Genomic DNA, 21,648 nt, shown 5'->3' with positions numbered 1-21,648 from the left:
CGCGGGCGCGGGCGGGGGCGGGCGTGGGGCGTGGGGAGGGGTTAGGTGGCGTCGTTGCGGAGGACGAGGATGGCGATGTCGTCGCGGGGTTCTTCGACCGAGAAGTTGATCGTGGTGGCGCGCAGGCGTGCCGCCACCACGTCCGCTGAGTAGCCGGCCAGCGGGGTGGCGGCGTCCCGCAGCCGTCCGGTGCCGAACAGCTCCCGGCCCCGGCGACGCTCGGTCACCCCGTCGGTGTAGAAGACCAGGCAGTCGCCCGGGTTGAGGGCGAGTTGCGCGGTGGGCGAGGCGATCGTGTCGAGCAACCCGAGTGCGGTTCCGCCGGCGCCGACGAAGGCGGCCGGGCCGCCGCTGGACCGCACCAGCACCGGCCGGTCATGCCCGGCCAGGTGCAGCCCGACGTCGAGCCGGTCGCCCTCACCCGGCCCTACCGCGGCCAGCGCCAGCGTGCAGTAGCGGCCGGCGCCCCGCTCGACGAGCGTCTCGTTGAGTCGGGCCAGCACCTCGGGCAGCGGTTTGCCGTCGCCGGCCAGCACCCGGATCACGTCCCGCACCAGCCCGGTGACCGCCGCCGCCTGCACCCCCTTGCCGGAGACGTCACCGATCACCACAAGCCAACGCCCGTCCGGCAGCGGCACCACGTCGTAGAAGTCGCCGCCGACGTCGACGTCCCCACCTGTCGGCACGTACTCGGCGGCGAAGCCGATGCCCTCCACCACCGGCAGGACCGGCGGCAGCAACGACTGTTGCAGGGTCTGCGCCACCCGGCGGCGTTCGGCGTGGATGCGGGCGTTCTCGATGGCGAGAGCGGAACGCCGGGCCACGTCCTCCAGCACCGCGATCTCGTCCGGGTCCTGCCGGTGCCGTTGGTGCCGTCCGACGGCAAGCGTGCCAAGGCGCTGCCCACGTGCGATAAGTGGTACGGCGAAGCCCTCCATCGGCGCGCCGAGCGGGGTCCGGGTGCCGTTGCGGCTGGCCTCGCGCAGCCGGGCCGGGATGGAGTCGGGGCCGGTCTCGCGGAGCGTGGCGTGCAGTTGCGGGATCATCGACTCGTCAGCGTGGCTGGCCGCCGCCAACCGGAGCCGACCCCACTCGTCGGTGGTGTGCACCGCACACCACTGACCGAGCCGGGGCACCACCAGTTGCGGGATGAGTGCCATTGTCAGTTCCACGTCCAGCGACTGCGCGAGCAGCTCACTGGCCTCGGCGAGGAAGGTCAGCCACGCCTGCCGGCGTACGTCCGCGCGGCGTAGCCTGTCGTTCTCCAGGTGCAGGGAGAGCCGCTCGGCGGTCAGCAACGCCAGCGGCTGGGCGTACGCGGTGGGCGCGGCGTCCAGTTCCAGTTCCCCGGCGTACGGGCGGTGCACGGCCAACGGCACCCGGAGCAGGTCGTTGCCGGTCCGGGGCTGGCGGCCGTACCGGGCGAGGATCTGCGCGCCCTGTCCGTCGCCGCGGTCCAGTCGGACCACCCCACCGGCGGCGCCGACCATCTCCGCCACCTGGGTCAGCAGGCCGGCGGCGAAGTCCGGCAGGGGATCCTCGGCGTACGGGTCGGGGGTGGTCTGCATCAGCGCGTTCATCGCGCCGGCGCTCGGCACGGCGGCCTGGCCGGAGTTGTCCGGCGGGCCGGCGCTCGCCGGTGGCGCAGGCATCCCCGACCCCGCACCCTTGCGGTCGCGGTCCAACCGGAACCACACACCCTTGCCGGTACGCAGGTAGGTGGTGCCCCACCGGCTGGCGAAGTGGTCGACGAGCAGCAGCCCGCGCCCCCGTTCAGCGACCTCGTTGATTTCGGTCGCCAGGTTGCGTACGCCGACCGTCAGCTCGTCGACCGGGCCGGCGGCGAAGTCGGAGACCGTCACGGTGAGCCCCGCCTGGTCGGCGGTGACCTCGATGTCGAGTTCGGTGCGGGCGTGCTCGACGGCGTTCGTGGACAGCTCCGTGGTCAACAGAAGTGCCTCGTTGAGCAGTTCGTCCAGGTTCGCCTCCGCGAGCACGGACCGGACGACCGCGCGCGCGGCGGCCGGCGTACGGCGGTCGGCGGGAAGCCGGACGCGCCGCACGTGCTCGTCTGGGCCCGTCTTCGCCGCGGGCCCCGCCTCCGCTGACACCCTCGTATCCTCCACCGACACCCCTGAAGTGCCAAGCCGATCACCACCGGTTCTTTGCCGTTGGACGGTGCCGTGCCGTGGCGTTTTCGAGGTCACGGGGACAATGATGGGGTGGCCGGCGGGAGCCGGTGGACCCCGAGGTGAGCGAGGAATGATGACCACGGCGAAACAGTCGGTGACCGCGGACACCTCCGCCGCCGACCACGAGGCGGTCCTCACCGAGCTGGCGGAGGCGCTGCGGCGGGTGCGTGGCGGCGACCTCAAGGTGCGGTTGCCCCGGCGCTCGGGCGCAGCCGGTGAGGTGGCGGACGCCTTCAACGACGTGGTGTCGCTCCAGGAGCGGCAGCATCTGGATCTGCGCCGGATCAGTCGGGTCGTCGGCCGCGACGGCCGGCTGACCGAGCGCCTGGACGAGGAGGGCCTGGACGGCTCGTGGGCGGAGGGCCAGCGTGCGGTCAACTCGCTCATCGACGACCTGGGCCGACCCACCACCGAGATCGCCCGGGTCATCGTGGCGGTCGCCGACGGTGACCTCACCCAGCACATGGCGCTGGAGATCGACGGCCGCCCGCTGCGCGGTGAGTACCTGCGTATCGGCCGCACGGTCAACACCATGGTCGACCAGCTCTCGTCCTTCTCCAACGAGGTGACCCGGGTGGCCCGGGAGGTGGGCACCGAGGGCAAGCTGGGTGGCCAGGCCGACGTCCGTGGCGTCGCCGGCACCTGGAAGGACCTCACCGACTCGGTGAACACCATGGCGTCGAACCTGACCGGCCAGGTCCGGTCGATCTCCCAGGTGGCGACAGCGGTGGCCAAGGGCGACCTGTCGCAGAAGATCACCGTCAGCGCTCGCGGCGAGGTCGCCGAGCTGGCCGACACGATGAACTCGCTCACCGACACGCTGCGACTCTTCGCCGAGCAGGTGACGCGGGTGGCCCGTGAGGTGGGTACCGAGGGCAAACTGGGCGGCCAGGCTGAGGTGCCGGGCGTGGCGGGCACCTGGAAGGACCTGACCGACAGCGTCAACTCGATGGCGTCGAACCTGACCGCCCAGGTGCGGAACATCGCCCAGGTCTCCACAGCTGTCGCCCGGGGTGACCTGTCACAGAAGATCACCGTGGCCGCGCAGGGCGAGATCCTGGAACTCAAGGACACCGTCAACACGATGGTGGACCAGTTGTCGTCGTTCGCCGACGAGGTGACCCGGGTGGCCCGGGAGGTGGGTACCGAGGGCAAGCTGGGTGGTCAGGCTCAGGTACGCGGCGTCTCCGGCACCTGGCGCGACCTCACCGAGAACGTCAACCAGCTCGCCGGCAACCTGACCAGCCAGGTCCGCAACATCTCCCAGGTCTCCACAGCCGTGGCCAAGGGCGACCTGAGCCAGAAGATCACGGTGGACGCCCGGGGCGAGATCCTGGAGCTGAAGAACACCGTCAACACGATGGTGGACCAGTTGTCGTCGTTCGCCGACGAGGTGACCCGGGTGGCCCGTGAGGTGGGTACCGAGGGCAAGCTGGGTGGTCAGGCGCAGGTCAAGGGGGTCTCCGGCACCTGGCGGGACCTGACCGACAACGTGAACTCGATGGCGTCGAACCTGACCAGTCAGGTCCGCAACATCGCCTCGGTCACCACCGCCGTGGCCCGGGGTGACCTGTCGCAGAAGATCACGGTGGATGCCCGGGGCGAGATCCTGGAGCTGAAGTCGACGGTGAACACGATGGTGGATCAGCTGTCGTCGTTCGCCGACGAGGTGACCCGGGTCGCCCGTGAGGTGGGCACCGAGGGCAACCTCGGTGGCCAGGCTCAGGTCAAGGGCGTCAGCGGTACGTGGCGGGATCTGACCGACAACGTGAACTCGATGGCGTCGAACCTGACCGCCCAGGTTCGGAACATCGCCCAGGTCTCCACGGCGGTGGCCAAGGGCGACCTGAGCCAGAAGATCACGGTGGATGCCCGGGGCGAGATCCTGGAGCTGAAGTCGACTGTGAACACGATGGTGGATCAGCTGTCGTCGTTCGCCGACGAGGTGACCCGGGTCGCCCGTGAGGTGGGTACGGAGGGCAAGCTGGGCGGTCAGGCCCAGGTACGCGGCGTCGCCGGCACCTGGCGGGATCTGACCGACAACGTGAACTCGATGGCGTCGAACCTGACCAGTCAGGTCCGCAACATCGCCTCGGTCACCACGGCGGTGGCCAACGGTGACCTGTCGCAGAAGATCACTGTCGACGCGCAGGGCGAGATCCTGGAACTGAAGAACACCGTCAACACGATGGTGGACCAGTTGTCGTCGTTCGCCGACGAGGTGACCCGGGTGGCCCGCGAGGTGGGTACCGAGGGCAAGCTGGGCGGTCAGGCACAGGTCAAGGGGGTCTCCGGCACCTGGCGGGATCTCACCGAGAACGTCAACCAGCTCGCCTCGACGCTCACCACCCAGCTCCGGGCGATCGCCCGGGTCTCCACCTCGGTGACCCGGGGCGACCTCACCCAGCGGATCGCGGTGAAGGCGCAGGGCGAGGTCGCCGAGCTGAAGGACAACATCAACCAGATGATCGTCACCCTGCGGGAGACGACCCACAAGAACGCCGAGCAGGGGTGGCTCGACTCCAACCTGGCCCGCATCGGTGGCCTGCTCCAGGGCCAGCGTGATCTCGGCGAGGTCTGCCGGATGATCATGCAGGAGGTTACGCCGTTGGTCGACGCGCAACTGGGTGCCTTCTTCCTGGCGGACAACTCCGAGGGGGTGATGCGGCTGCGCCTGACCGCCTCGTACGGCTACGTGTCCCGGGGGCACGACGTGACCTTCGGGCCGGGGGAGGGGCTGGTCGGCCAGGCCGCGCTGTCCCGGCGCACCATCCGGGTCGGTGCCGTACCGGACGGCCGGATCACCCTGCGTTCCGGGTTGGCCGACACGCCACCGGCGGACCTGGTGGTCCTGCCGGTCCTCTTCGAGGGCGAGCTGCTCGGCGTGATCGAGTTCGCCACCGTGACGCCCTTCTCCGAGCTGCACCTGTCGTTCCTGGAGCGGCTGGTCTCCACGATCGGCATCGCGGTCAACACCATCCAGGCGAACCGGCGTACGGAGGAGCTGCTCGCCCAGTCGCAGCGGCTGGCGCACGAGTTGCAGGAGCAGTCGGCGGAGTTGCAGCGGACAAACGCCGAGTTGGAGGACAAGGCCAAGCTGCTGTCGGAGCAGAAGGCCAACATCGAGACCCAGAACCGGGAGATCGAACTGGCCCGGCTCGGCCTGGAGGACAAGGCCCAGCAGCTCACCCGGGCCTCGGCGTACAAGTCGGAGTTCCTGGCGAACATGAGCCACGAGCTGCGTACGCCGCTGAACTCGCTGCTCCTGCTGGCCCGGCTGCTGATGGAGAACTCGGAGCAGAACCTCACCCCGAAGCAGATCGAGTTCGCCCGTACGATCCACGGCTCGGGGTCGGACCTGTTGCGCCTGATCGACGACATCCTGGACCTGTCCAAGATTGAGGCCGGGCGGATGGACGTCGAGCCGACCGAGGTTCGGTTCACCGAGATCTGCAACTACGTCGAGCAGGCGTTCTCCCCGCAGGCCGAGGACAAGGGCCTGGACTTCCAGGTACGCATCGGCAAGGACCTGCCGCCGGCCGTGGTGACCGACGCGCAGCGGCTCCAGCAGATCCTGCGCAACCTGCTGTCCAACGCGGTCAAGTTCACCGACAACGGCGCGGTGACCCTGCGCATCTCCCGGGCGCCGGAGCACGCGGTGTTCGACGTGCCGGCGCTCACAAACGCCCGGCAGGTGATCGCCTTCACGGTGATCGACACCGGCATCGGCATCTCCGACGACAAGCTGTCGCTGATCTTCGAGGCGTTCCAGCAGGCGGACGGGACAACCAGCCGCCGTTACGGCGGTACCGGGTTGGGTCTGTCGATCAGCCGCGATCTGGCCCGGCTGATCGGCGGGACGATCACCGTCGCCTCGGCGCCCGGTCAGGGTTCGACGTTCACGCTCTACCTGCCCGACGTGCTGGCGCCGGACGCCGTGGTGGCGCCCGCGTCGCCGTCGCCGCAGCGGGCCGGCCTGCCGTCGTCGCTGCTGATGCCGCCGATGGAGTTGCTGCCCGAGACGCCCGAGGTACCGAAGACCCGTCAGTTGGACGGTGCCACCGTGTTGATCGTCGACGACGACGTGCGGAACGTCTTCGCGTTGACCAGTGCGCTCGAACTGCACGGCATGACAGTGCTGTACGCCGACAACGGCGCTGACGGCGTCCGCCTGTTGGCTGAACACCCGGAGGTCGATATCGTCCTGATGGATGCCATGATGCCCGATCAGGACGGATACGAGACAACCCGGCAGATCAGGCGCAACCACCGGTTCGCGGACCTGCCGATCGTGTTCCTGACCGCGAAGGCGATGCCGGGCGACCGGGAGTCGGCGATCGCGGCCGGTGCCAGCGACTACATCACCAAGCCTGTCGACCTGGACCACCTGATCGAGCTGATGGGTACCTGGATCAGCGGCAGCCGTACCGAGGAGGGCTCGTGACGCAGGTGGCGAAGGCGCTGCTGGTCGATGATCGCCGGGAGAACCTGATGGCCCTGGAGGCGATCCTCCAGGGGCTACCGGTCCAGTCGGTAGCCGTGGAGAGCGGCGAGGCGGCCCTGAAGCAGTTGCTCGTGGACGACTTCGCGGTGATCCTGCTGGACGCCCAGATGCCGGACATGGACGGTTTTGAGACGGCCAGCCACATCAAGCGGCGGGAGCGTACCCGGCACGTCCCGATCATCTTCCTGACCGCTGCCGACCGGGACGCGCAACTGGCCCTACGTGGCTACGCGGCCGGCGCGGTGGACTACCTCACCAAGCCCTTCGACCCGTGGGTGCTGCGGGCCAAGGTCTCCGTCTTCGTCGAGCTGTGGACCAAGACCCGCCAGTTGGCGGCACAGTCGGAGACGGTGCGTGAGCGCGACGCCCAGTGGCGGCTGCTCACCGACGCGGTGGACGAGGCCACCACCCTGCTCCGCAACGTCGACGACCCGGAGGCCCACGCCCGCGCCGTAGCCCTCCTCGAACAGGCCCGCTGGGGCACCACCCCCGACTAGCCCACCCCCACACCCCCGCCCCGCCCCCGCGATCTTGCAGTTTTTGTCCCGACAAAAGGTGCAGTTCGGGGCGTTTAGGCGACCGAAAGTGCAAGATCGCGGCGGCGGACGGCCGGCGGCGGGGGATCGTGGCGGGGGTGTGGAGTGGGGTCAGGTGGCGGTGGCGTCGTTGCGGATCATCAGGGCGCTGCGTAGGCCGGTGATGTCGAGGACGCGTAGCAGGAATTCGCCGACGTTCGTCAGGATGAGCAGGCTCTGTGCGTGGCTGGCCTTGCGGCTGAGGACGACCAGAGTGCCCAGCCCCTGCGAGTCGCAGAACGTCACGCCACCGAGATCGAGGACGATCCGGGGCGGCGGCTCGGCCAGAACCTCATTGACGACTGTCGACAGCTGGGCGGCCGTTTGCATGTCGATCTCACCGGCAAGGCGCAGCACTGCTTCGTCGCCCGTGCGGTGTACGGTGATGGACAGTTCGGCACGATCCACCGGGTCAGCCTATCGCGATCTCCGTCGCCCGGCCTGTCGAGGCGTGTCGTCCCCGTGCAGCGTGCCGGGGGTGAGCCCGGTTACCTCCGACACGGGGTGCCTGCCGATCCGCCGTCGGGCGCTGACACAATGGCCGCATCGTGACCGAGGTGTTTACCGCCGGATCCGACCGATACCCGGTCGACGCGCCGGCCTCAGCGGCCCTGTTCGACCGCGCCTGCGCCATCGTGCCGGGCGGGGTGAACTCCCCTGTGCGTGCCTTCCGGGCGGTCGGCGGCACGCCACGCTTCATGGTCCGAGGTGAGGGGCCCTGGCTCCACGACGCGGACGGTCGCCGTTATGTCGACCTGGTCTGCTCCTGGGGCCCGCTGATCCTCGGCCACGCCCACCCCGAGGTGGTGGCGGCCGTGCAGGCCGCCGCCGCACACGGCACCAGCTTCGGTACGCCCACTCCGGGCGAGGTCGAACTGGCCGACGAGATCGTCGCGCGTACCCCTGTCGAGCAGGTCCGACTGGTCAACTCGGGCACCGAGGCGACCATGTCGGCGATCCGCCTGGCCCGTGGCTACACCGGCCGTTCGAAGATCATCAAGTTCGCCGGGTGCTACCACGGCCACGTGGACGCGCTGCTGGCCGCCGCCGGTTCCGGGGTGGCCACGCTCGGCCTGCCCGATTCGCCGGGGGTCACCGGCGCGGCGGCAAGCGAGACCATCGTGCTGCCGTACAACGACGTGTCGGCCGTCGAGGCGGCCTTCGCCGCCGAGGGCCAGCACATCGCCGCAGTGATCACCGAGGCCGCGCCGGGCAACATGGGTGTGGTCGCCCCCCGGGACGGGTTCAACGCACAGCTGGCCCGGATCGCGCACGCGCACGGCGCGCTGCTCATCGTCGACGAGGTGATGACCGGGTTCCGGGTGTCCCGCGCCGGCTGGCACGGCCTCGATCCGGTCGAGGCGGACCTGTGGACGTACGGCAAGGTCATGGGTGGTGGGCTGCCCGCCGCGGCGTTCGGCGGGCGGGCGGAGATCATGTCGCGACTGGCCCCCGCCGGCCCCGTCTACCAGGCTGGCACCCTCAGCGGGAATCCGCTCGCCTGCGCGGCCGGGTTGACCACGCTGCGGCTCGCGGATGACGCGCTGTACCGCCGGCTGGACGAGACCGCCGCCACGGTGGGCAGGCTCGCCACCGACGCGCTGGCCGCCGCCGGGGTCCCGCACCGGCTGTCGTACGCGGGCAACATGTTCTCGATCTTCTTCACCGACGCTGACGTGGTCGACTACGACAGCGCCCGCACCCAGCAGGTGCCGGCGTTCAAGGCGTTCTTCCACGCGATGCTCGCCGCCGGGGTCTACCTGCCGCCGAGCGCGTTCGAGTCCTGGTTCGTCTCGACGGCGATCGACGACGCCGCCCTGGAACAGGTCGCCGGTGCGCTGCCGGCAGCGGCCAACGCGGCGGCAGCGGCAGGGTCACGGGGGTAGCAATGGGCAAGACGGTGGTCCACGTGCTTCGGCACGGTGAGGTGTACAACCCGGACGGCATCCTGTACGGCCGACTGCCCGGGTTCCGCCTCAGTGAACTGGGCGTCCAGATGGCCAAGGCCGCCGCGCAGGGGCTCGCCGAACGTGAGGTCGTGCACGTGGCGGCCAGTCCGCTGGAACGCGCCCAGCAGACCGCCGAGCCGATCGCCGCCCAGTTCCGGCTGCCCGTCGGGGTGGACGAGCGGCTGATCGAGAGCGCCAACTGGTTCGAGGGCAAGAAGGTCTCGCCCGGCGACGGCTCTTTCCGCGACCCGCGTAACTGGTGGGTGCTGCGCGATCCGGTCACCCCGTCCTGGGGTGAGGCTTACCGGACCATCGCCGAACGGATGTTCGCCGCGCTGCACGCCGCCCGGATCGCCGCCGAGGGCCGGGAGGCGGTACTGGTCTCGCACCAGCTGCCGATCTGGACGCTGCGCCGGTACGTGGAGCGCAAGCGGCTGTGGCACGACCCGCGTCGCCGGCAGTGCGCGCTTGCCTCGCTCACCACCTTCCACTTCGACGGTGCCAGGATCGTCGGCATCGGCTACTCCGAACCTGCCGCACACCTGGTGGCGATGTCGCCGACCGCGCGGACGGCCAAGGGAGCCTGAGATGGGTGCCGGGAGGCTGGCCGCCGGTCTGCTCGCCACCGCGACCGCCGCGGTGGTCCTGACCGGCTGCACCGCCGACGGTCGGGAGTCCGCCTGTGACAGCGCCGGTGGCATCGTCGAGTGCGCCCCGGAGCAGCGCTCCGCCGCCCCGAAGATCGCCGGTGAGCTGCTGGCCGGTGGGTCCTACGACGTGGCCGGCCAGCGGGGCCAGGTCGTGGTGGTCAACTTCTGGGGCTCCTGGTGCGCGCCGTGCCGGGCCGAGGCCGACGATCTGGAGAACACCTACCAGGCGACGAAGGACGCCGGGGTGACCTTCCTCGGCATCAACGTGCAGGACAGCCGGGACAAGGCGATCGCCTTCGAGGAGGGCCGGGTCAGCTACCCGAGCATCTTCGACCCGGGCAGCCGGCTCGCCCTCGACATGGACATCCCGCCGAACACCATCCCGGCCACTGTGGTGTTGGACCGCGAGGGCCGGATCGCCACGGTGATCCGGGCGGCGGTGCGGCAGGAGGGGCTGCAACCAATCGTCGAGCGGATCGCCGCCGAGGCACCCGCGCCGGCCGGTAACCGCTGATGGGCGGGACCTTCGGCCAGCTCGCCGAGTCCGGCCCGTTACTGCTGGCGTTGGGCGCGGCGGCCCTGGCCGGGCTGGTCAGCTTCCTGTCGCCGTGCGTGCTGCCGCTGATGCCCGGCTACCTGTCGTACGTCACCGGGCTGGCGGGCGCGGACCTGGAGGGCCGCAGCGAATCGCCCACTGCCGGCGAGACCCCGGCAGGCGGCCAGACATCCGGCGGCGGCGAGACATCCGATGGCGGCGGTGTCGGTACGGCAGTGCGGCCGGACACCCGGGTCGCCCCGGCGGTGAAGGGCCGGGTGCTGGCCGGGACGCTGCTGTTCATCGCCGGCTTCACGGTGGTGTTCACCGCCACCGCGGTCCTGTTCAGCGGGGTCGGTCGGGTCTTCTTCGACCACGAGCGGACGCTGGAGATCATCGTCGGCGGTCTCATCGTCCTGCTCGGCCTGGGCTACCTCGGTGCGCTGCCCGGGTTCCAGCGTGAGTTCCGGATCAACCGGCTGCCCGCCGCCGGTCTGCTCGGCGCGCCGGTGCTCGGTGCGGTGTTCGCGCTGAGCTGGGTGCCGTGCACCGGGCCGACGCTGGCCGCGGTGCTCGGCATGGCCACCACAAGTGGCCAGACGGACCGGGCTGTGGTGCTGGCGGTGGCGTACTGCCTCGGGCTGGGTCTCCCGTTCGTCGTCTTCGGGTTGGGCTTCAACCGGCTGCTCGGGGTGTTCCGGACGGTACGTCGGCACAGCCGTTGGGTCACCCGGATCGGCGGGGCGCTGCTGATCCTGATCGGGTTGGCGCTTGTCACCGGCGGCTGGACCAACGTGGTGATCTGGTTGCAGACCACGGTCGGGGTGGGCAACTTCGAGGTGGGCATCTGATGACCGCCGTGGACGACCGGCCGGCCAGCCCGGCCGAGGCACCCCGGCGCCGCAGCAATCCGCTGCTCGCCCTGCTGCGCAACTCGTGGCGGCAGCTCACCAGCATGCGTACCGCGCTGGTGCTGCTCTTCCTGCTCGCGATCGCCGCGATCCCGGGTTCGGTGCTGCCGCAGCGCGGGGTCAACCCGGAGGACGTCCGCGACTTCTACACCGCGAACCCGGACCTGGCCCCGGTGCTGGACCGGATCGGCGCGTTCGAGGCGTTCAGCTCGGTCTGGTTCTCGGCGATCTACCTGCTGCTGTTCACCTCGCTGATCGGGTGCATCACGCCCCGGCTGCGCGACCACGTCCGGGCGCTGCGGGCCCGCCCGCCGGCCGTACCGAAACGCTTGGAGCGGTTGCCGCAGCACGCGGTGGTGCCCGCGCCCGAGGGCGGCGCGGCGGCGGTGGCCGAGACGCTGCGGCGACGGCGGTGGCGGGTGGCGGTACGCGGCGACGAGATCTCCGCCGAGAAGGGCTACCTCAAGGAGACCGGCAACCTGATCTTCCACACCTCGATGGTGCTGCTGCTTGTCGGCGTCGCGCTCGGCTCCTGGTACGGCTGGCACGGCAACCGGCTGCTCGTCGCCGGTGCGGACCAGGTCTTCTGCAACACCCGCCAGCAGTACGCCGAGGCGCGGCTCGGCCCACGCGTCGGTGACGACCTGCCCCGGTTCTGCATGCAGTTGGACGAGTTCGACGCGCGGTTCCTGCCGAACGGTCAGGCGTCCTCGTTCAACGCCAAGGTGACAGTCGACGAGGACGGCGGCGCTCCGCGCCAGGCCGAGTTCTCGGTCAACGCGCCGTTGCGCCTCGACGGGGCGAACGTCTACCTGCTCGGGCACGGCTACGCCCCGGTGATCAGGTACACCGACAGGTTCGGCGGCACCCAGACCAGCACCGTGCCGTTCCTCACCACCGGCGACATCGGGTTGACCGGTGAGGGGCTGGCCGCCTTCCCGGACGCCAACGTCGACCCGGAGACCGGCGAGCGGAACCCGGACCTCCAGGTGGCCTTCTCCGGTCTGTACCTGCCGACCGCGCCGCAGGAGCCGCCGTTCGTCCGCTCGGAGCATCCGACCGAGCAGAATCCGCTGCTCGACCTGGTGGCGTACCGGGGGAACCTGGGGCTCGACGCCGGCATTCCCGGGTCGGTCTACCAGCTCGATCAGCGTCAGGTACGCAACGGCCGGCTCACCGAGGTCGGTGCGAAGCAACTGCGGATCGGGGAGAGCTGGACGCTGGACGACGGCACCACAGTCGAGTTCGTGGGCACGGAGCGGTACATCGTGCTGTCGGTGCGACACGACCCGGGCACGATGCTGCTGCTGGTCAGCTCGATCGGGCTGGTGCTGGGGCTGATGGGATCGCTGTTCGTCAGGCGTCGACGGGTGTTCGTCCGGCTGCTGCCGGCGGGTCCAGGTCTCCGGGCCGGTCCGGGTGACCCCGACGGTGGATCTCCGACAGGCGGTAGTAGTTTGGTCGAGGTGGCTGGTCTGCCGCGTACCGAGCATCCCGGGTTCGCCGCCGAGTTCGCCCAACTGGTCGCCGCGATCGGTGGACGATCCGGCGACGCCGGCACCGACCCGGGCGCGTCGGCCCGGGCCCGGGAAGGAGCCGAGTGATGTCCGCACTCTCCGACCAGCTGGTGTCGATCGCCACGCTGGCGTACCTGCTGGCGATGATCAGCCACGCCGTGGAGTACGCCCTCGGCAACTCGCGCGCCCGGGCGGTCACGGCTCCGTCCCGCGAGCTGGTGGGTGCTTCGGTCGGCGCAGCCTCGGTGGCGGCCGGTGACACCTTGGCGGCTGGTCGCACGAGCGATGGCGTGGTGGTGAGCACGGCGACGCCGAATCGGGCCGAGCGCACCGTGCGGCGGGCGGAGCTGGGCGGCCGGATTGCCGTCGGGTTGACCTTCGTGGCCGCCGCGCTGCACCTGGCCGCCCTGGTCACCCGTGGCCTCGCCGCCGAGCGGATGCCGTGGGGCAACATGTACGAGTTCGTGCTCACGGTCTCGTTCATCGGGGTCGCCGCGTGGCTGGCGGTGCTTGTCAAGTGGCCCTACCTGCGCCGCCTCGGGCTGTTCCTGACCCTGGTGATGGTGCTGCTGGTGGCCACCGCCGAGCTGGTGCTCTACACCCCGATCGTGCCGCTGGTGCCGGCGCTCAACTCGTACTGGTTCATCGTGCACGTGTCGACGATCGTCTTCGCGTCGGGTCTGTTCCTGCTGGGCGTGGTGCCGGCGGCGGCCTACCTGATGCGGGCCGGGTACGAGGAGGGCAGGCGCAGCTTCCCGTACACCCTGGCGAAGCGGTTGCCGGCGGCAGCCGGGCTGGAACGGCTCACCTTCGTGCTGCACGCCTTCTCGTTCCCGATCTTCACCTTCGCGGTGATCGCCGGGGCGATCTGGGCCGAGGCGGCCTGGGGCCGCCCGTGGGGCTGGGACCCGAAGGAGACCTGGGCGTTCATCTCCTGGGTGATCTACGCCGGCTACCTGCACGCCCGCGCCACACCGAGCGTGAAGCGCAACGTGGTCGCCTGGCTGGCCATCCTCGGTTTCCTGACCGTGCTGATGAACCTCTTCGGCGTGAACATCTTCTTCGAGGGCCTGCACTCCTACGGCGGCCTCTGACTGGCCGGCTCCGCGCCGCTGCGAGGGCGGGCCGGGCTCGAACTTGCCTGACGACTTCGATAACTGGTTGGTGCGCGCCGTGTTGAATCCCGCCCGGCCACTCTTCCGCGAGGCGCGGTATCTCCTCGCTGAGGATCCGGATCTGCGGGACTCGGCGCTCTATCGTCTCTACACCGCCGACTGACGCGCGACCCGGAATGGTCGCATTGCCGCTTGTGCGGCGGTGACCAGCGCACCCATGACCGCCATACCGCCGGAAGGTGTCGACATCAGCTCCGTTGCCGGGCCGACAGCGGCCGGTCCCGCCGCAGCGTTTCGCTCACTCGCAGGGTGACCTGGTAGGCGACCTCCGGTACATCGGACAGCTCGATGCGCTCAGACCGCAGTGCGAGCTGTGCGTGCAACTCACGGGCGATGGCATCACGCAGCTCGACCTGTAGCGGCGACAGCCCGTCCGGCTGGCCGACGACGTACGCATCCGACATACGTAAATGCTGTCGTCGCGCCGGCGGCCGGGTCCACGGTTGGTGAGATTTCCCCCAGGTGCGTCGAGATCTTGGACATTTTCCGTTATTCGCTAACGGAAAATGTCCAAGAATTGCTCGATGTAGTGGCGTTGGTCAGCACGCCCAGGTGGCAGGCGAGCCCGAACCGCCGGGGATGGGCGACTCCGTACCCGTCGCAGACCACCACCTCGGGACGATGGCCGAGCCGGCCCAGCGCGGCCAGCAGGATCGGCACCTCCCGGAAGGCCAGCAACCCTGGCACGTACGGGAAGCTCACCTTGCCGGGTACCACCGCCGACTCCACTTCGGCGCCGGTGGCCAGGTCGATGACCACGGCGGCGGCGACGATCCGCGGCGAGTCCTTGTGGTACGACACGTCCACGCCGGCGACGAGCCTCGGCGGGACGTCGAGACAGTCATTCAGGTCGAGGCGTTGCCGCAGCTCCTGCTGGATCCGCTCCGCCTCGGCCACGGATTCCGGGGAGGTGGCCGCCCCGCCCAGCTCCTCGACCACCGCCGGGTCGTCGTCGGAGTGCGGCCGGTCCCCAGGGGCGATCGTCATGAGGTGCGAGCGTACGACCAGTCGCGGGACAGCGGCGGCGGTCAGTCGGTGGGGTGTGGGCGGTGGGTACGGGGGGCGGCCCAGCCGAGGAAACGGTCGTGCAGCGCGGCGGGCTTCGGCGCGTCGTGGGGGTTGAGGCGGTACAGATCCTCGACCGCGTCGTACAGCAGGCCGGCGAGGTAGATCGACAGGGCCACGTGACTGTCCCGGTACTCGGCGAGCAGGGTGAGCCGGGCGCTGGCGCAGGGCCACGGTGCGGCGCAGGCCCGGCACAGCCAGAGGGGCCGGAGCGCGACGTGGATCTGCGACGTCATCTGCGTACTCCTGTCTGCCGGTCGGCTGGAGGCGGGGCCGTCCGTCGCCGACGTGCCGGACGGCCCCGCGTCGGTTGCGCCCGTCCTTTCGGTTCGGATCCGGGCGGTTCCGATGGGGACAGTCTGGTGCGCCGCCGACTACGCTCGGAAGGCATCCCGTCGCCCTGTGTGCCTGGTCTGTCCCCCGGTGAGGGCGGTGAGAAACGCCTGTCGGGCTGGTGAGGAGTGGTGTGGGTGGACGAGCGGTCGCGAGTGCTCATCGAGGAGCTGCGGCACATGCGGGCGGCGCGCAAGGTGACGCAGGAGGACCTGGCCCGGGCGATCAACTATTCGCCGTCGACGGTGGCCATGGTGGAGACCGAGGCGCGTAAGCCGCCGCCCGACTTCTGGGAGCGGGCGGACGCGGCGCTCGACACCGGCGGCGCGTTCGTCCGGATGCTGGCCCGGTTCGGTGCGCCGCAGTGGATGCGGGAGTGGGAGGCGAACGAGCGGCAGGCCACGGTGCTGCGGTCGTTTCAGAACACGGTGGTGCCGGGTCTGCTCCAGACCTCGGCGTACGCCCGCGCGCTGTTTCGCAGCGTCGGGCTCTACGACGAGGCGGAGGTGGAGCGGCGGGTGGAGGCCCGGCTGGCCCGGCAGGCGGTGCTCACCGGCGAGCGACCGCCGCAGCTCGTCACGGTGCTCGACGAGCACGTGCTGCGCCGGCCGGTCGGCGGGCCGGTGGTGATGCGCGAGCAACTGCGGCGGCTGGTCAAGCTGGCCACCGAGCATTCCCGGGTACGGCTGCACGTGGTGCCCGCCTCGGTCGGCGCGTATCCGGGTGTCGCCGGGGCCTTCGTGCTGGCTACCCTTCCCGGTGGGGAGGATGTGGCCTATCTGGACGATCAGCTCAAGGGCCAGGTGATCGACCACACCGAGGACGTGCTGGCGATCCGGGCCTCCTGGGAGGCGATCCAGGGTGAGGCGCTGCCGCCCCGACAGTCGATCGAATTGGTGACGGAGGTGGCGGAGTCATGGCGGAGCTGACCGGCGCCCGGTGGCGCACAAGCACCCGGAGCAGCACCAACGGCGGAGACTGCGTAGAGGTGGCCGACAATCTGCCCGGCCTGGTCGCGGTCCGGGACAGCAAGGACCGCGACGGCGCGGTGCTGACCTTCGGTCCGACGGCCTGGCGGGCGTTCCTGGAGGTACTCCCGGTCAGCCGGTGAACCAGCCGGGGATGTCGAGCCGGAACCAGTTGGCGGGGGTGACGCTGCGCAGGTCGTCGACGAGGAGCTGTCCGCCTTCCTGGCCGCCGGCCACCAGCCCCGGCAAGCCCTGGACGTGGTCCTCGGCGTCGCCACGTACACCATCTCCACGTTCGCCAACCGGCTCACCCGGGCGCCGATCGACCCGCCCCTGGCCGGGTACGCGTGGCAGCCGGCCGCCTGACCGGGGCGGGACCGGTCGTCACACCGGTTCGTCGCGGTCGCGCACTTGGTTGCGGACCATAGCGGGGACGTTCAGCCTGTCGTCCGCGTACAGCAGGCGCAGCTCGTCGGCGTGCTCGTCGGGCTCGCGGGTGAGTCGGGCCAGCTCGTCGAAGAGCGCTGCCCGCTCATCGTCGATCTTCTCGAAGGGGACGGGCATCGCGCCCCAGGCGTCCCACGGCAGCAGCTCCACCCCGTGCAGCGCGGCGGCGTCACGCATCAGGTTGCTGGCGATCCACCACCAGCCACCCTCGTTGACCACGCTCAACCCGAAGGTGTCCGGGTCGGCCGCACCTGCGCGGCAGCGGGCCCACGCCTCACCGGCGACCAGGAACCGGTCCCGGGGCACGTCAGTGGTGTCGAAGTCGATGCCGAACAGCTCACGCTGGCGCTCGTCGAGCTGGGCGTCGACCATGACCCAGCGCAGTTGCCCGGGATGCCAGTACTCCGCGACCCAGTGGTCCTCGTACCTGCCGTCGACGAAGTAGTCGCCGAAGCCGCAGCGGGCGCGGGCCGGTACGCCCCGGGCCCGCAGCGCCGTGACCAGCAGCAGGGAGTAGTGCCGACAGTTGCCGGCCACCCGCTGATCGGGGGTACGAGGGACGGTCAGCGGCTGGGCGTCAGGAGTGTCGGCGATGCGGCCGAGAATTTCGTCGGCGGGCCGGAGGTGGACGGTCTGCCGCTCGTCGTCGGTAAGCGTGACCCCGTACACCCCAGCGATGTGCTCGTGGATCAGCAGCCCCTGGATCGTCCGGGCGATCCCCGCCGGGTCCGACGGCACCGCTTCGAGCAGCGGGGCCCACGAGCCGGCGGAGGTCAGCCGGCCCGGCCGCGCGTACCGGGAGAGGTTCGTGCGGTCCTGGTCCATCTGTCACTCCTCGGGAGGTCGGCGGCGGACGGGCCGCGAGCGCCGCTGAGCTGGGCCCGGTCGCCGGTCGATACCGTCGCCCGGGCCGGCGCGTTGCAGGGTGCCGGCGAGGCCACCTGGTCGTGCGGGTACCCATGCCGGCCGGGGACCGGTGGAGGCTGTGCCCCATCGGATGGGCACCCCGAGGCGTGCTGGCGGTAGGCGTGCTGGCTTGGCACACCGCCGGATCGCGGCCCGTTGGCGCAAGCATCGCAGGATTCGCCCGATCGCGGTGTCCCGTGACGATCCGTACCCGCTCTCACCTCGACAGGGCCGGACCCCCATACCCCGGGCCCAGCATCGAACCGCGCCGTGCCGTACCACGGCCGGAGCACGAGGGCAGGTCGTCGTCGGGCGGTGGCGGTGGTGGTGGGGCGCGCCACAGGGCGTACGGCCACCCGGCGTGGGCAGGACCGGCGGGCGTAGGACAGACTTGCGGGCATGGCGGCTCGTGGCTTCCCGTACACCGATTTGAAGGATTTTCTCGCGGCGCTGGAGCGCGAGGGCGAACTGCGACGCGTCAGCGTCCCGGTCGACCCGACGCTGGAGATCAGCGAGATCGTCACCCGGACGGTGCGGGCCGACGGGCCGGCGCTGCTGTTCGAGCAGCCCACCCGCGGTGAGATGCCGCTGGCCATCAACCTCTTCGGCACCGAGAAGCGCACCGCGATGGCGCTCGGCGTCGAGTCGCTCGACGAAATCGGCAACCGGATCGGCGAGATGCTCAAGCCGGAACTGCCGGTCGGCTTCTCCGGCATGATGGGCGGCCTCGGCAAGGTCATGCAGCTCAAGTCGATGCCGCCGAAGAAGGTCAAGACCGCCCCCTGCCAGCAGGTGGTCTACCGGGGTGACGACGTCGACCTCAACCGGCTGCCCGGGCTCCAGGTCTGGCCGGGTGACGGTGGGATCTTCCACAACTTCGGGCTGACCCACACCAAGCACCCGGAGACCGGCAAGCGGAACCTGGGCCTCTACCGGCTCCAGCAGCACAGCCACAACACCCTCGGCATGCACTGGCAGATCCACAAGAACTCCACGGCGCACCACGCCGTCGCCGAGCGGCTCGGCCAGCGGCTGCCGGTCGCCATCGCCATCGGCTGCGACCCGGTGGTCAGCTACGCGTCGAGCGCGCCGCTCCCCGCCGACATCGACGAATACCTGTTTGCCGGCTTCCTGCGCGGCGAACGGGTGGAGATGGTCGACTGCCTGACCGTGCCGTTGCAGGTGCCGGCGCACGCTCAGGTGGTGTTGGAGGGCTACCTGGAGCCGGGTGAACGGCTGCCGGAAGGGCCGTTCGGCGACCACACCGGCTTCTACACCCCGGTCGAGCCGTTCCCGGTGCTGCACGTCGAGGCGATGACCATGCAGCGCGACCCGGTCTACCACTCGATCGTCACCTCGAAGCCGCCGCAGGAGGACCACGGCCTCGGCAAGGCCACCGAGCGGATCTTCGCGCCGCTGCTGCGCTTCCTGATTCCGGACATCGTCGACTACGACCTGCCGGCCGCGGGCGTCTTCCACAACTGCGCGATCGTGTCGATCCGCAAGCGCTACCCGAAGCACGCCCAGAAGGTGATGAACGCGATCTGGGGCGCGCACATGATGTCGCTGACCAAGCTGATAGTGATCGTGGACGAGGACTGCGACGTGCACGACTACCGCGAGGTCGCCTTCCGCGCGTTCGGCAACGTCGACTACGCCCGGGACCTGCTGCTCACCGAGGGCCCGGTGGACCACCTGGATCACTCGTCGTACCAGCAGTTCTGGGGCGGCAAGGCCGGCATCGACGCCACCCGCAAGCTCCCCGAGGAGGGCTACCACCGCGGCTGGCCCGAGGAGATGACGATGGCCCCCGAGGTCGTCTCCCTCGTCGACAAGCGCTGGAAGGAATACGGCATCTGATGGCGACCGACGACTCCGCCCGCGATCTTGCACTTTCGGTCGCCGATTCGTCCGCTTCGCCCAGTTCCGCCCCGACGGAAAGTGCAAGATCGCGGGGGCGGGTGGGGGCGTTTCTGCGGCTCGTGGCGATTGAGCACTCGGTGTTCGCGTTGCCGTTCGCTTATCTGTCGGCGCTTGTGGCGATGGCGGTGGACGGGGGGCGGGTGCGGTGGGTGGACCTGCTGCTGATCACTGTGGCGATGGTGGGGGCGCGGACGTTCGCGATGGCGGCGAACCGGATTTTGGACCGCCGGATCGACGCGCGGAATCCGCGTACCGCCAACCGGGAGCTGGTGACCGGGGCGGTGAGCCTGCGGACGGCCTGGACCGGCGCGGGCGTCGCCCTGGTGGTCTTCCTGGCCGCCGCCGCCCTGCTCAATCCGCTCTGCCTGGTGCTCGCGCCGCTGGCCGTGGTGCCGCTGGTGGTCTACCCGTACGGCAAGCGGTTCACCAACTGGCCGCACGCCATCCTGGCTGTCGCGCAGATGGTCGGCCCGATCGGCGCCTGGCTCGCGGTCACCGGCACCTTCGCCGGCTCCGGGCCGGCCTGGCTGCTCGGCGCGGCCGTCGGATTGTGGATCGGCGGCTTCGACCTGATCTACGCCTGCCAGGACGCCGAGGTGGACCGGGAGATCGGCGTGCACAGCGTGCCGGCCCGGTACGGGGTGCGCTTCGCGCTGCACGCCTCCACCGTGGCGCACGTGGTGACCTTCGCGCTGTTCGGCTGGTTCGGGGTGCTTGTCGGCTTCGGCTGGCTCTGGTGGATCGGGCTGGCCCTCACCGCTGTCGCCTTCGGCTACCAGCACCTGGTGGTCACGCCTACCGACCTGAGCCGGGTCAACCGGGCGTTCTTCACCGCCAACGGCTTCGTCGGCATCGCATTGTTCGCCTTCGCCCTGCTCGACCTGGTCGTCCGGCTCGGCCTGCGGGCCTGATCACCTGCCCGACACGGCGTAGCGGGCGCTCTCCATGGTCCAGTCGATGGTGCCGCGAACGGCCCGGGCCACCCCGTCGAGGTGGGCGGTGACCGCCGGATCCAGCGCCGGACCGAACGAGGGCACGGTCGCCCGCAGGCTGACGAACCGGCGCATCGACTCGTGCCAACGCTGGGCGGCCAGATCCACGGCGGTGGGTACCGGCACGTGATGCGCGGTGGCCAGCGCCAGCACCAGGTTGTGCCCGCCGGAGCTGGCCGCGTCCCGGTCCAGCGAGGCGATGTCGTTGTACCAGGAGAGCAGGTCGTTGCCGATGTCGCGGAGCTGGCCCAGCCGTGGGTGGTGATAGACCGCATCGGGCAGCGGCCGGCCGCTGACGAACTCCACGAGCGGATACGACACGTACGCCGCCGAGGTGGCCCGGCGCAGCTCGACGTACTCCTCGACGCCGGGCACGTGCCCGGTCGCCTTGTTGACCGCCTCCTGCCAGGTGCCGTCGAGGTGATGGGCTACCGCGTCGGCGAAGCGCAGCCGCCAGCGGGCCGGCATCCGCCGGTGCGGTTCGCGCCAGGCGCTGACCAGCAGCCGGCGTAGCGGACCGGCCAGCCCCGGATGCCGCAGCCGGACCCCGCCGCGCAGCAGCGTGACAGCCGCGTCGCGCAGTGCCCGGATCTCGTCCAGGCCGGTCCGGTCGGGCCCGTCGCAGGCGTCGTCGACCAGGAAGAACCAGGTGAACAGCGCGGTCAGGGTGCGCAGGTCGGCCTCGGTGGCGTCGGGGTAGAGCCGGCCCGCGTACCTGGCGAAACCGGCCCGCCCCAGCCGCTCGCGCGTCGGCGCGTCCAACGGCAGCTCCGCCACCAGCCGTTCCTGAACATCGTCGGCGTACGGGGAGAGCTGCGACGGGATGGGGCAGGCGGCACGCAGGGACGCCAGAATGCCATGGAGGTGGCCGGGAATGATTCCCACATCCTTCCGGTCGGCCCCACTGTGCTGTCGTCCCGGGCAGCATGCCAGCTCCCGGTGGCCTCCGCTGGCCCACCGGGCATCGGTGGGCGTAACGGCTCAGCCTGCGGCGATCATGGGCACC

18 protein-coding genes and 2 pseudogenes are annotated in these 21,648 nt (G+C 70.5%); 13 read left to right on the top strand and 7 right to left on the bottom strand.

Annotation, left to right across the window (positions count from 1 at the left end):
* Positions 1 to 41 precede the first annotated feature (41 nt).
* Positions 42 to 2,111 (bottom strand): SpoIIE family protein phosphatase, encoded by a 2,070-nt coding sequence (locus tag CLT74_RS20410; RefSeq protein WP_099847963.1) that lies wholly within the window; start codon positions 2,109 to 2,111, stop codon positions 42 to 44.
* A gap of 154 nt (positions 2,112 to 2,265) precedes the next feature.
* On the opposite strand from CLT74_RS20410, the gene CLT74_RS20405 reads away from it, so the two are divergent.
* Both CLT74_RS20405 and CLT74_RS20400 read left to right on the top strand, forming a co-directional pair.
* Positions 2,266 to 6,636, top strand: coding sequence for a HAMP domain-containing protein (locus CLT74_RS20405; protein ID WP_099852466.1), 4,371 nt, complete (start codon positions 2,266 to 2,268; stop codon positions 6,634 to 6,636).
* Positions 6,633 to 7,193: a response regulator gene (locus tag CLT74_RS20400; protein ID WP_099847961.1), complete on the top strand. Its 561-nt coding sequence runs from the start codon at positions 6,633 to 6,635 to the stop codon at positions 7,191 to 7,193. Before CLT74_RS20405 ends, CLT74_RS20400 begins: the two co-directional genes overlap by 4 nt.
* Before the next feature lie 150 nt (positions 7,194 to 7,343).
* Here CLT74_RS20400 and CLT74_RS20395 read toward each other — a convergent pair whose 3' ends face one another.
* Positions 7,344 to 7,679 carry an STAS domain-containing protein gene (locus tag CLT74_RS20395; protein ID WP_099847959.1) on the bottom strand — a complete coding sequence of 112 codons (336 nt, stop codon included), beginning with the start codon at positions 7,677 to 7,679 and terminating at the stop codon, positions 7,344 to 7,346.
* 140 nt (positions 7,680 to 7,819) lie between these two features.
* Between CLT74_RS20395 and hemL the strand changes: the two genes are divergently transcribed.
* The 7 genes and pseudogenes from hemL to ccsB form a co-directional block, all read left to right on the top strand.
* Positions 7,820 to 9,157, top strand: a complete 1,338-nt coding sequence (gene hemL / locus CLT74_RS20390) for a glutamate-1-semialdehyde 2,1-aminomutase (RefSeq protein ID WP_099847957.1) — start codon at positions 7,820 to 7,822, stop codon at positions 9,155 to 9,157.
* A 2-nt stretch (positions 9,158 to 9,159) separates the two neighbouring features.
* Positions 9,160 to 9,807 carry a histidine phosphatase family protein gene (locus CLT74_RS20385; protein ID WP_099847955.1) on the top strand — a complete coding sequence of 216 codons (648 nt, stop codon included), beginning with the start codon at positions 9,160 to 9,162 and terminating at the stop codon, positions 9,805 to 9,807.
* Between the two features lies 1 nt (position 9,808).
* Positions 9,809 to 10,384, top strand: coding sequence for a TlpA disulfide reductase family protein (locus CLT74_RS20380; protein WP_099847953.1), 576 nt, complete (start codon positions 9,809 to 9,811; stop codon positions 10,382 to 10,384).
* The gene (locus tag CLT74_RS20375) at positions 10,384 to 11,256 is read left to right on the top strand and encodes a cytochrome c biogenesis protein CcdA (RefSeq protein ID WP_099847952.1); all 873 of its coding nucleotides are present in this window, start codon (positions 10,384 to 10,386) and stop codon (positions 11,254 to 11,256) included. Before CLT74_RS20380 ends, CLT74_RS20375 begins: the two co-directional genes overlap by 1 nt.
* Positions 11,256 to 12,920: a cytochrome c biogenesis protein ResB gene (gene resB / locus CLT74_RS20370; RefSeq protein ID WP_099847951.1), complete on the top strand. Its 1,665-nt coding sequence runs from the start codon at positions 11,256 to 11,258 to the stop codon at positions 12,918 to 12,920. Before CLT74_RS20375 ends, resB begins: the two co-directional genes overlap by 1 nt.
* Positions 12,920 to 13,069: pseudogene (locus tag CLT74_RS31465) on the top strand (c-type cytochrome biogenesis protein CcsB); the annotation flags it as partial. The gene resB and the pseudogene CLT74_RS31465, both read left to right, overlap by 1 nt.
* A gap of 81 nt (positions 13,070 to 13,150) precedes the next feature.
* Positions 13,151 to 13,927: pseudogene (gene ccsB / locus CLT74_RS20365) on the top strand (c-type cytochrome biogenesis protein CcsB); the annotation flags it as partial.
* A gap of 269 nt (positions 13,928 to 14,196) precedes the next feature.
* Here ccsB and CLT74_RS20360 read toward each other — a convergent pair.
* From CLT74_RS20360 to CLT74_RS20350, 3 genes are all read right to left on the bottom strand, one after another.
* Positions 14,197 to 14,412 carry a hypothetical protein gene (locus CLT74_RS20360; RefSeq protein WP_099847949.1) on the bottom strand — a complete coding sequence of 72 codons (216 nt, stop codon included), beginning with the start codon at positions 14,410 to 14,412 and terminating at the stop codon, positions 14,197 to 14,199.
* Positions 14,413 to 14,497: 85 nt separating this feature from the next.
* Positions 14,498 to 14,995, bottom strand: coding sequence for an endonuclease V (locus CLT74_RS20355; RefSeq protein ID WP_099847948.1), 498 nt, complete (start codon positions 14,993 to 14,995; stop codon positions 14,498 to 14,500).
* Between the two features lie 41 nt (positions 14,996 to 15,036).
* Positions 15,037 to 15,309 (bottom strand): hypothetical protein, encoded by a 273-nt coding sequence (locus CLT74_RS20350; RefSeq protein WP_099847947.1) that lies wholly within the window; start codon positions 15,307 to 15,309, stop codon positions 15,037 to 15,039.
* A gap of 234 nt (positions 15,310 to 15,543) precedes the next feature.
* On the opposite strand from CLT74_RS20350, the gene CLT74_RS20345 reads away from it, so the two are divergent.
* Together CLT74_RS20345 and CLT74_RS20340 are read left to right on the top strand one after the other, a co-directional pair.
* Positions 15,544 to 16,335: a helix-turn-helix domain-containing protein gene (locus CLT74_RS20345; protein ID WP_486582431.1), complete on the top strand. Its 792-nt coding sequence runs from the start codon at positions 15,544 to 15,546 to the stop codon at positions 16,333 to 16,335.
* On the top strand, positions 16,323 to 16,517 hold the full coding sequence (locus CLT74_RS20340; protein ID WP_099847946.1) for a DUF397 domain-containing protein: 195 nt from the start codon (positions 16,323 to 16,325) through the stop codon (positions 16,515 to 16,517). Before CLT74_RS20345 ends, CLT74_RS20340 begins: the two co-directional genes overlap by 13 nt.
* 241 nt (positions 16,518 to 16,758) lie before the next feature.
* Here CLT74_RS20340 and CLT74_RS20330 read toward each other — a convergent pair whose 3' ends face one another.
* Positions 16,759 to 17,646, bottom strand: a complete 888-nt coding sequence (locus CLT74_RS20330) for a transglutaminase family protein (protein WP_099847945.1) — start codon at positions 17,644 to 17,646, stop codon at positions 16,759 to 16,761.
* Between the two features lie 480 nt (positions 17,647 to 18,126).
* On the opposite strand from CLT74_RS20330, the gene CLT74_RS20325 reads away from it, so the two are divergent.
* Positions 18,127 to 19,587 carry a menaquinone biosynthesis decarboxylase gene (locus tag CLT74_RS20325; RefSeq protein WP_099847944.1) on the top strand — a complete coding sequence of 487 codons (1,461 nt, stop codon included), beginning with the start codon at positions 18,127 to 18,129 and terminating at the stop codon, positions 19,585 to 19,587.
* A complete protein-coding gene (gene mqnP, locus CLT74_RS20320; RefSeq protein ID WP_099847943.1) occupies positions 19,587 to 20,561 on the top strand; it encodes a menaquinone biosynthesis prenyltransferase MqnP in 975 nt (324 codons plus the stop codon). The genes CLT74_RS20325 and mqnP overlap by 1 nt, the downstream gene beginning before the upstream one ends.
* On the opposite strand, the gene CLT74_RS20315 is transcribed toward mqnP, so the two are convergent.
* The gene (locus tag CLT74_RS20315) at positions 20,562 to 21,527 is read right to left on the bottom strand and encodes a terpene synthase family protein (RefSeq protein WP_486582430.1); all 966 of its coding nucleotides are present in this window, start codon (positions 21,525 to 21,527) and stop codon (positions 20,562 to 20,564) included.
* Positions 21,528 to 21,648: the final 121 nt, after the last annotated feature.

It is taken from the genome of Verrucosispora sp. CNZ293, assembly GCF_002754655.1.
Note: the sequence above shows the minus strand (reverse complement) of the source record. Positions and strands in the feature narration are given on the sequence as shown.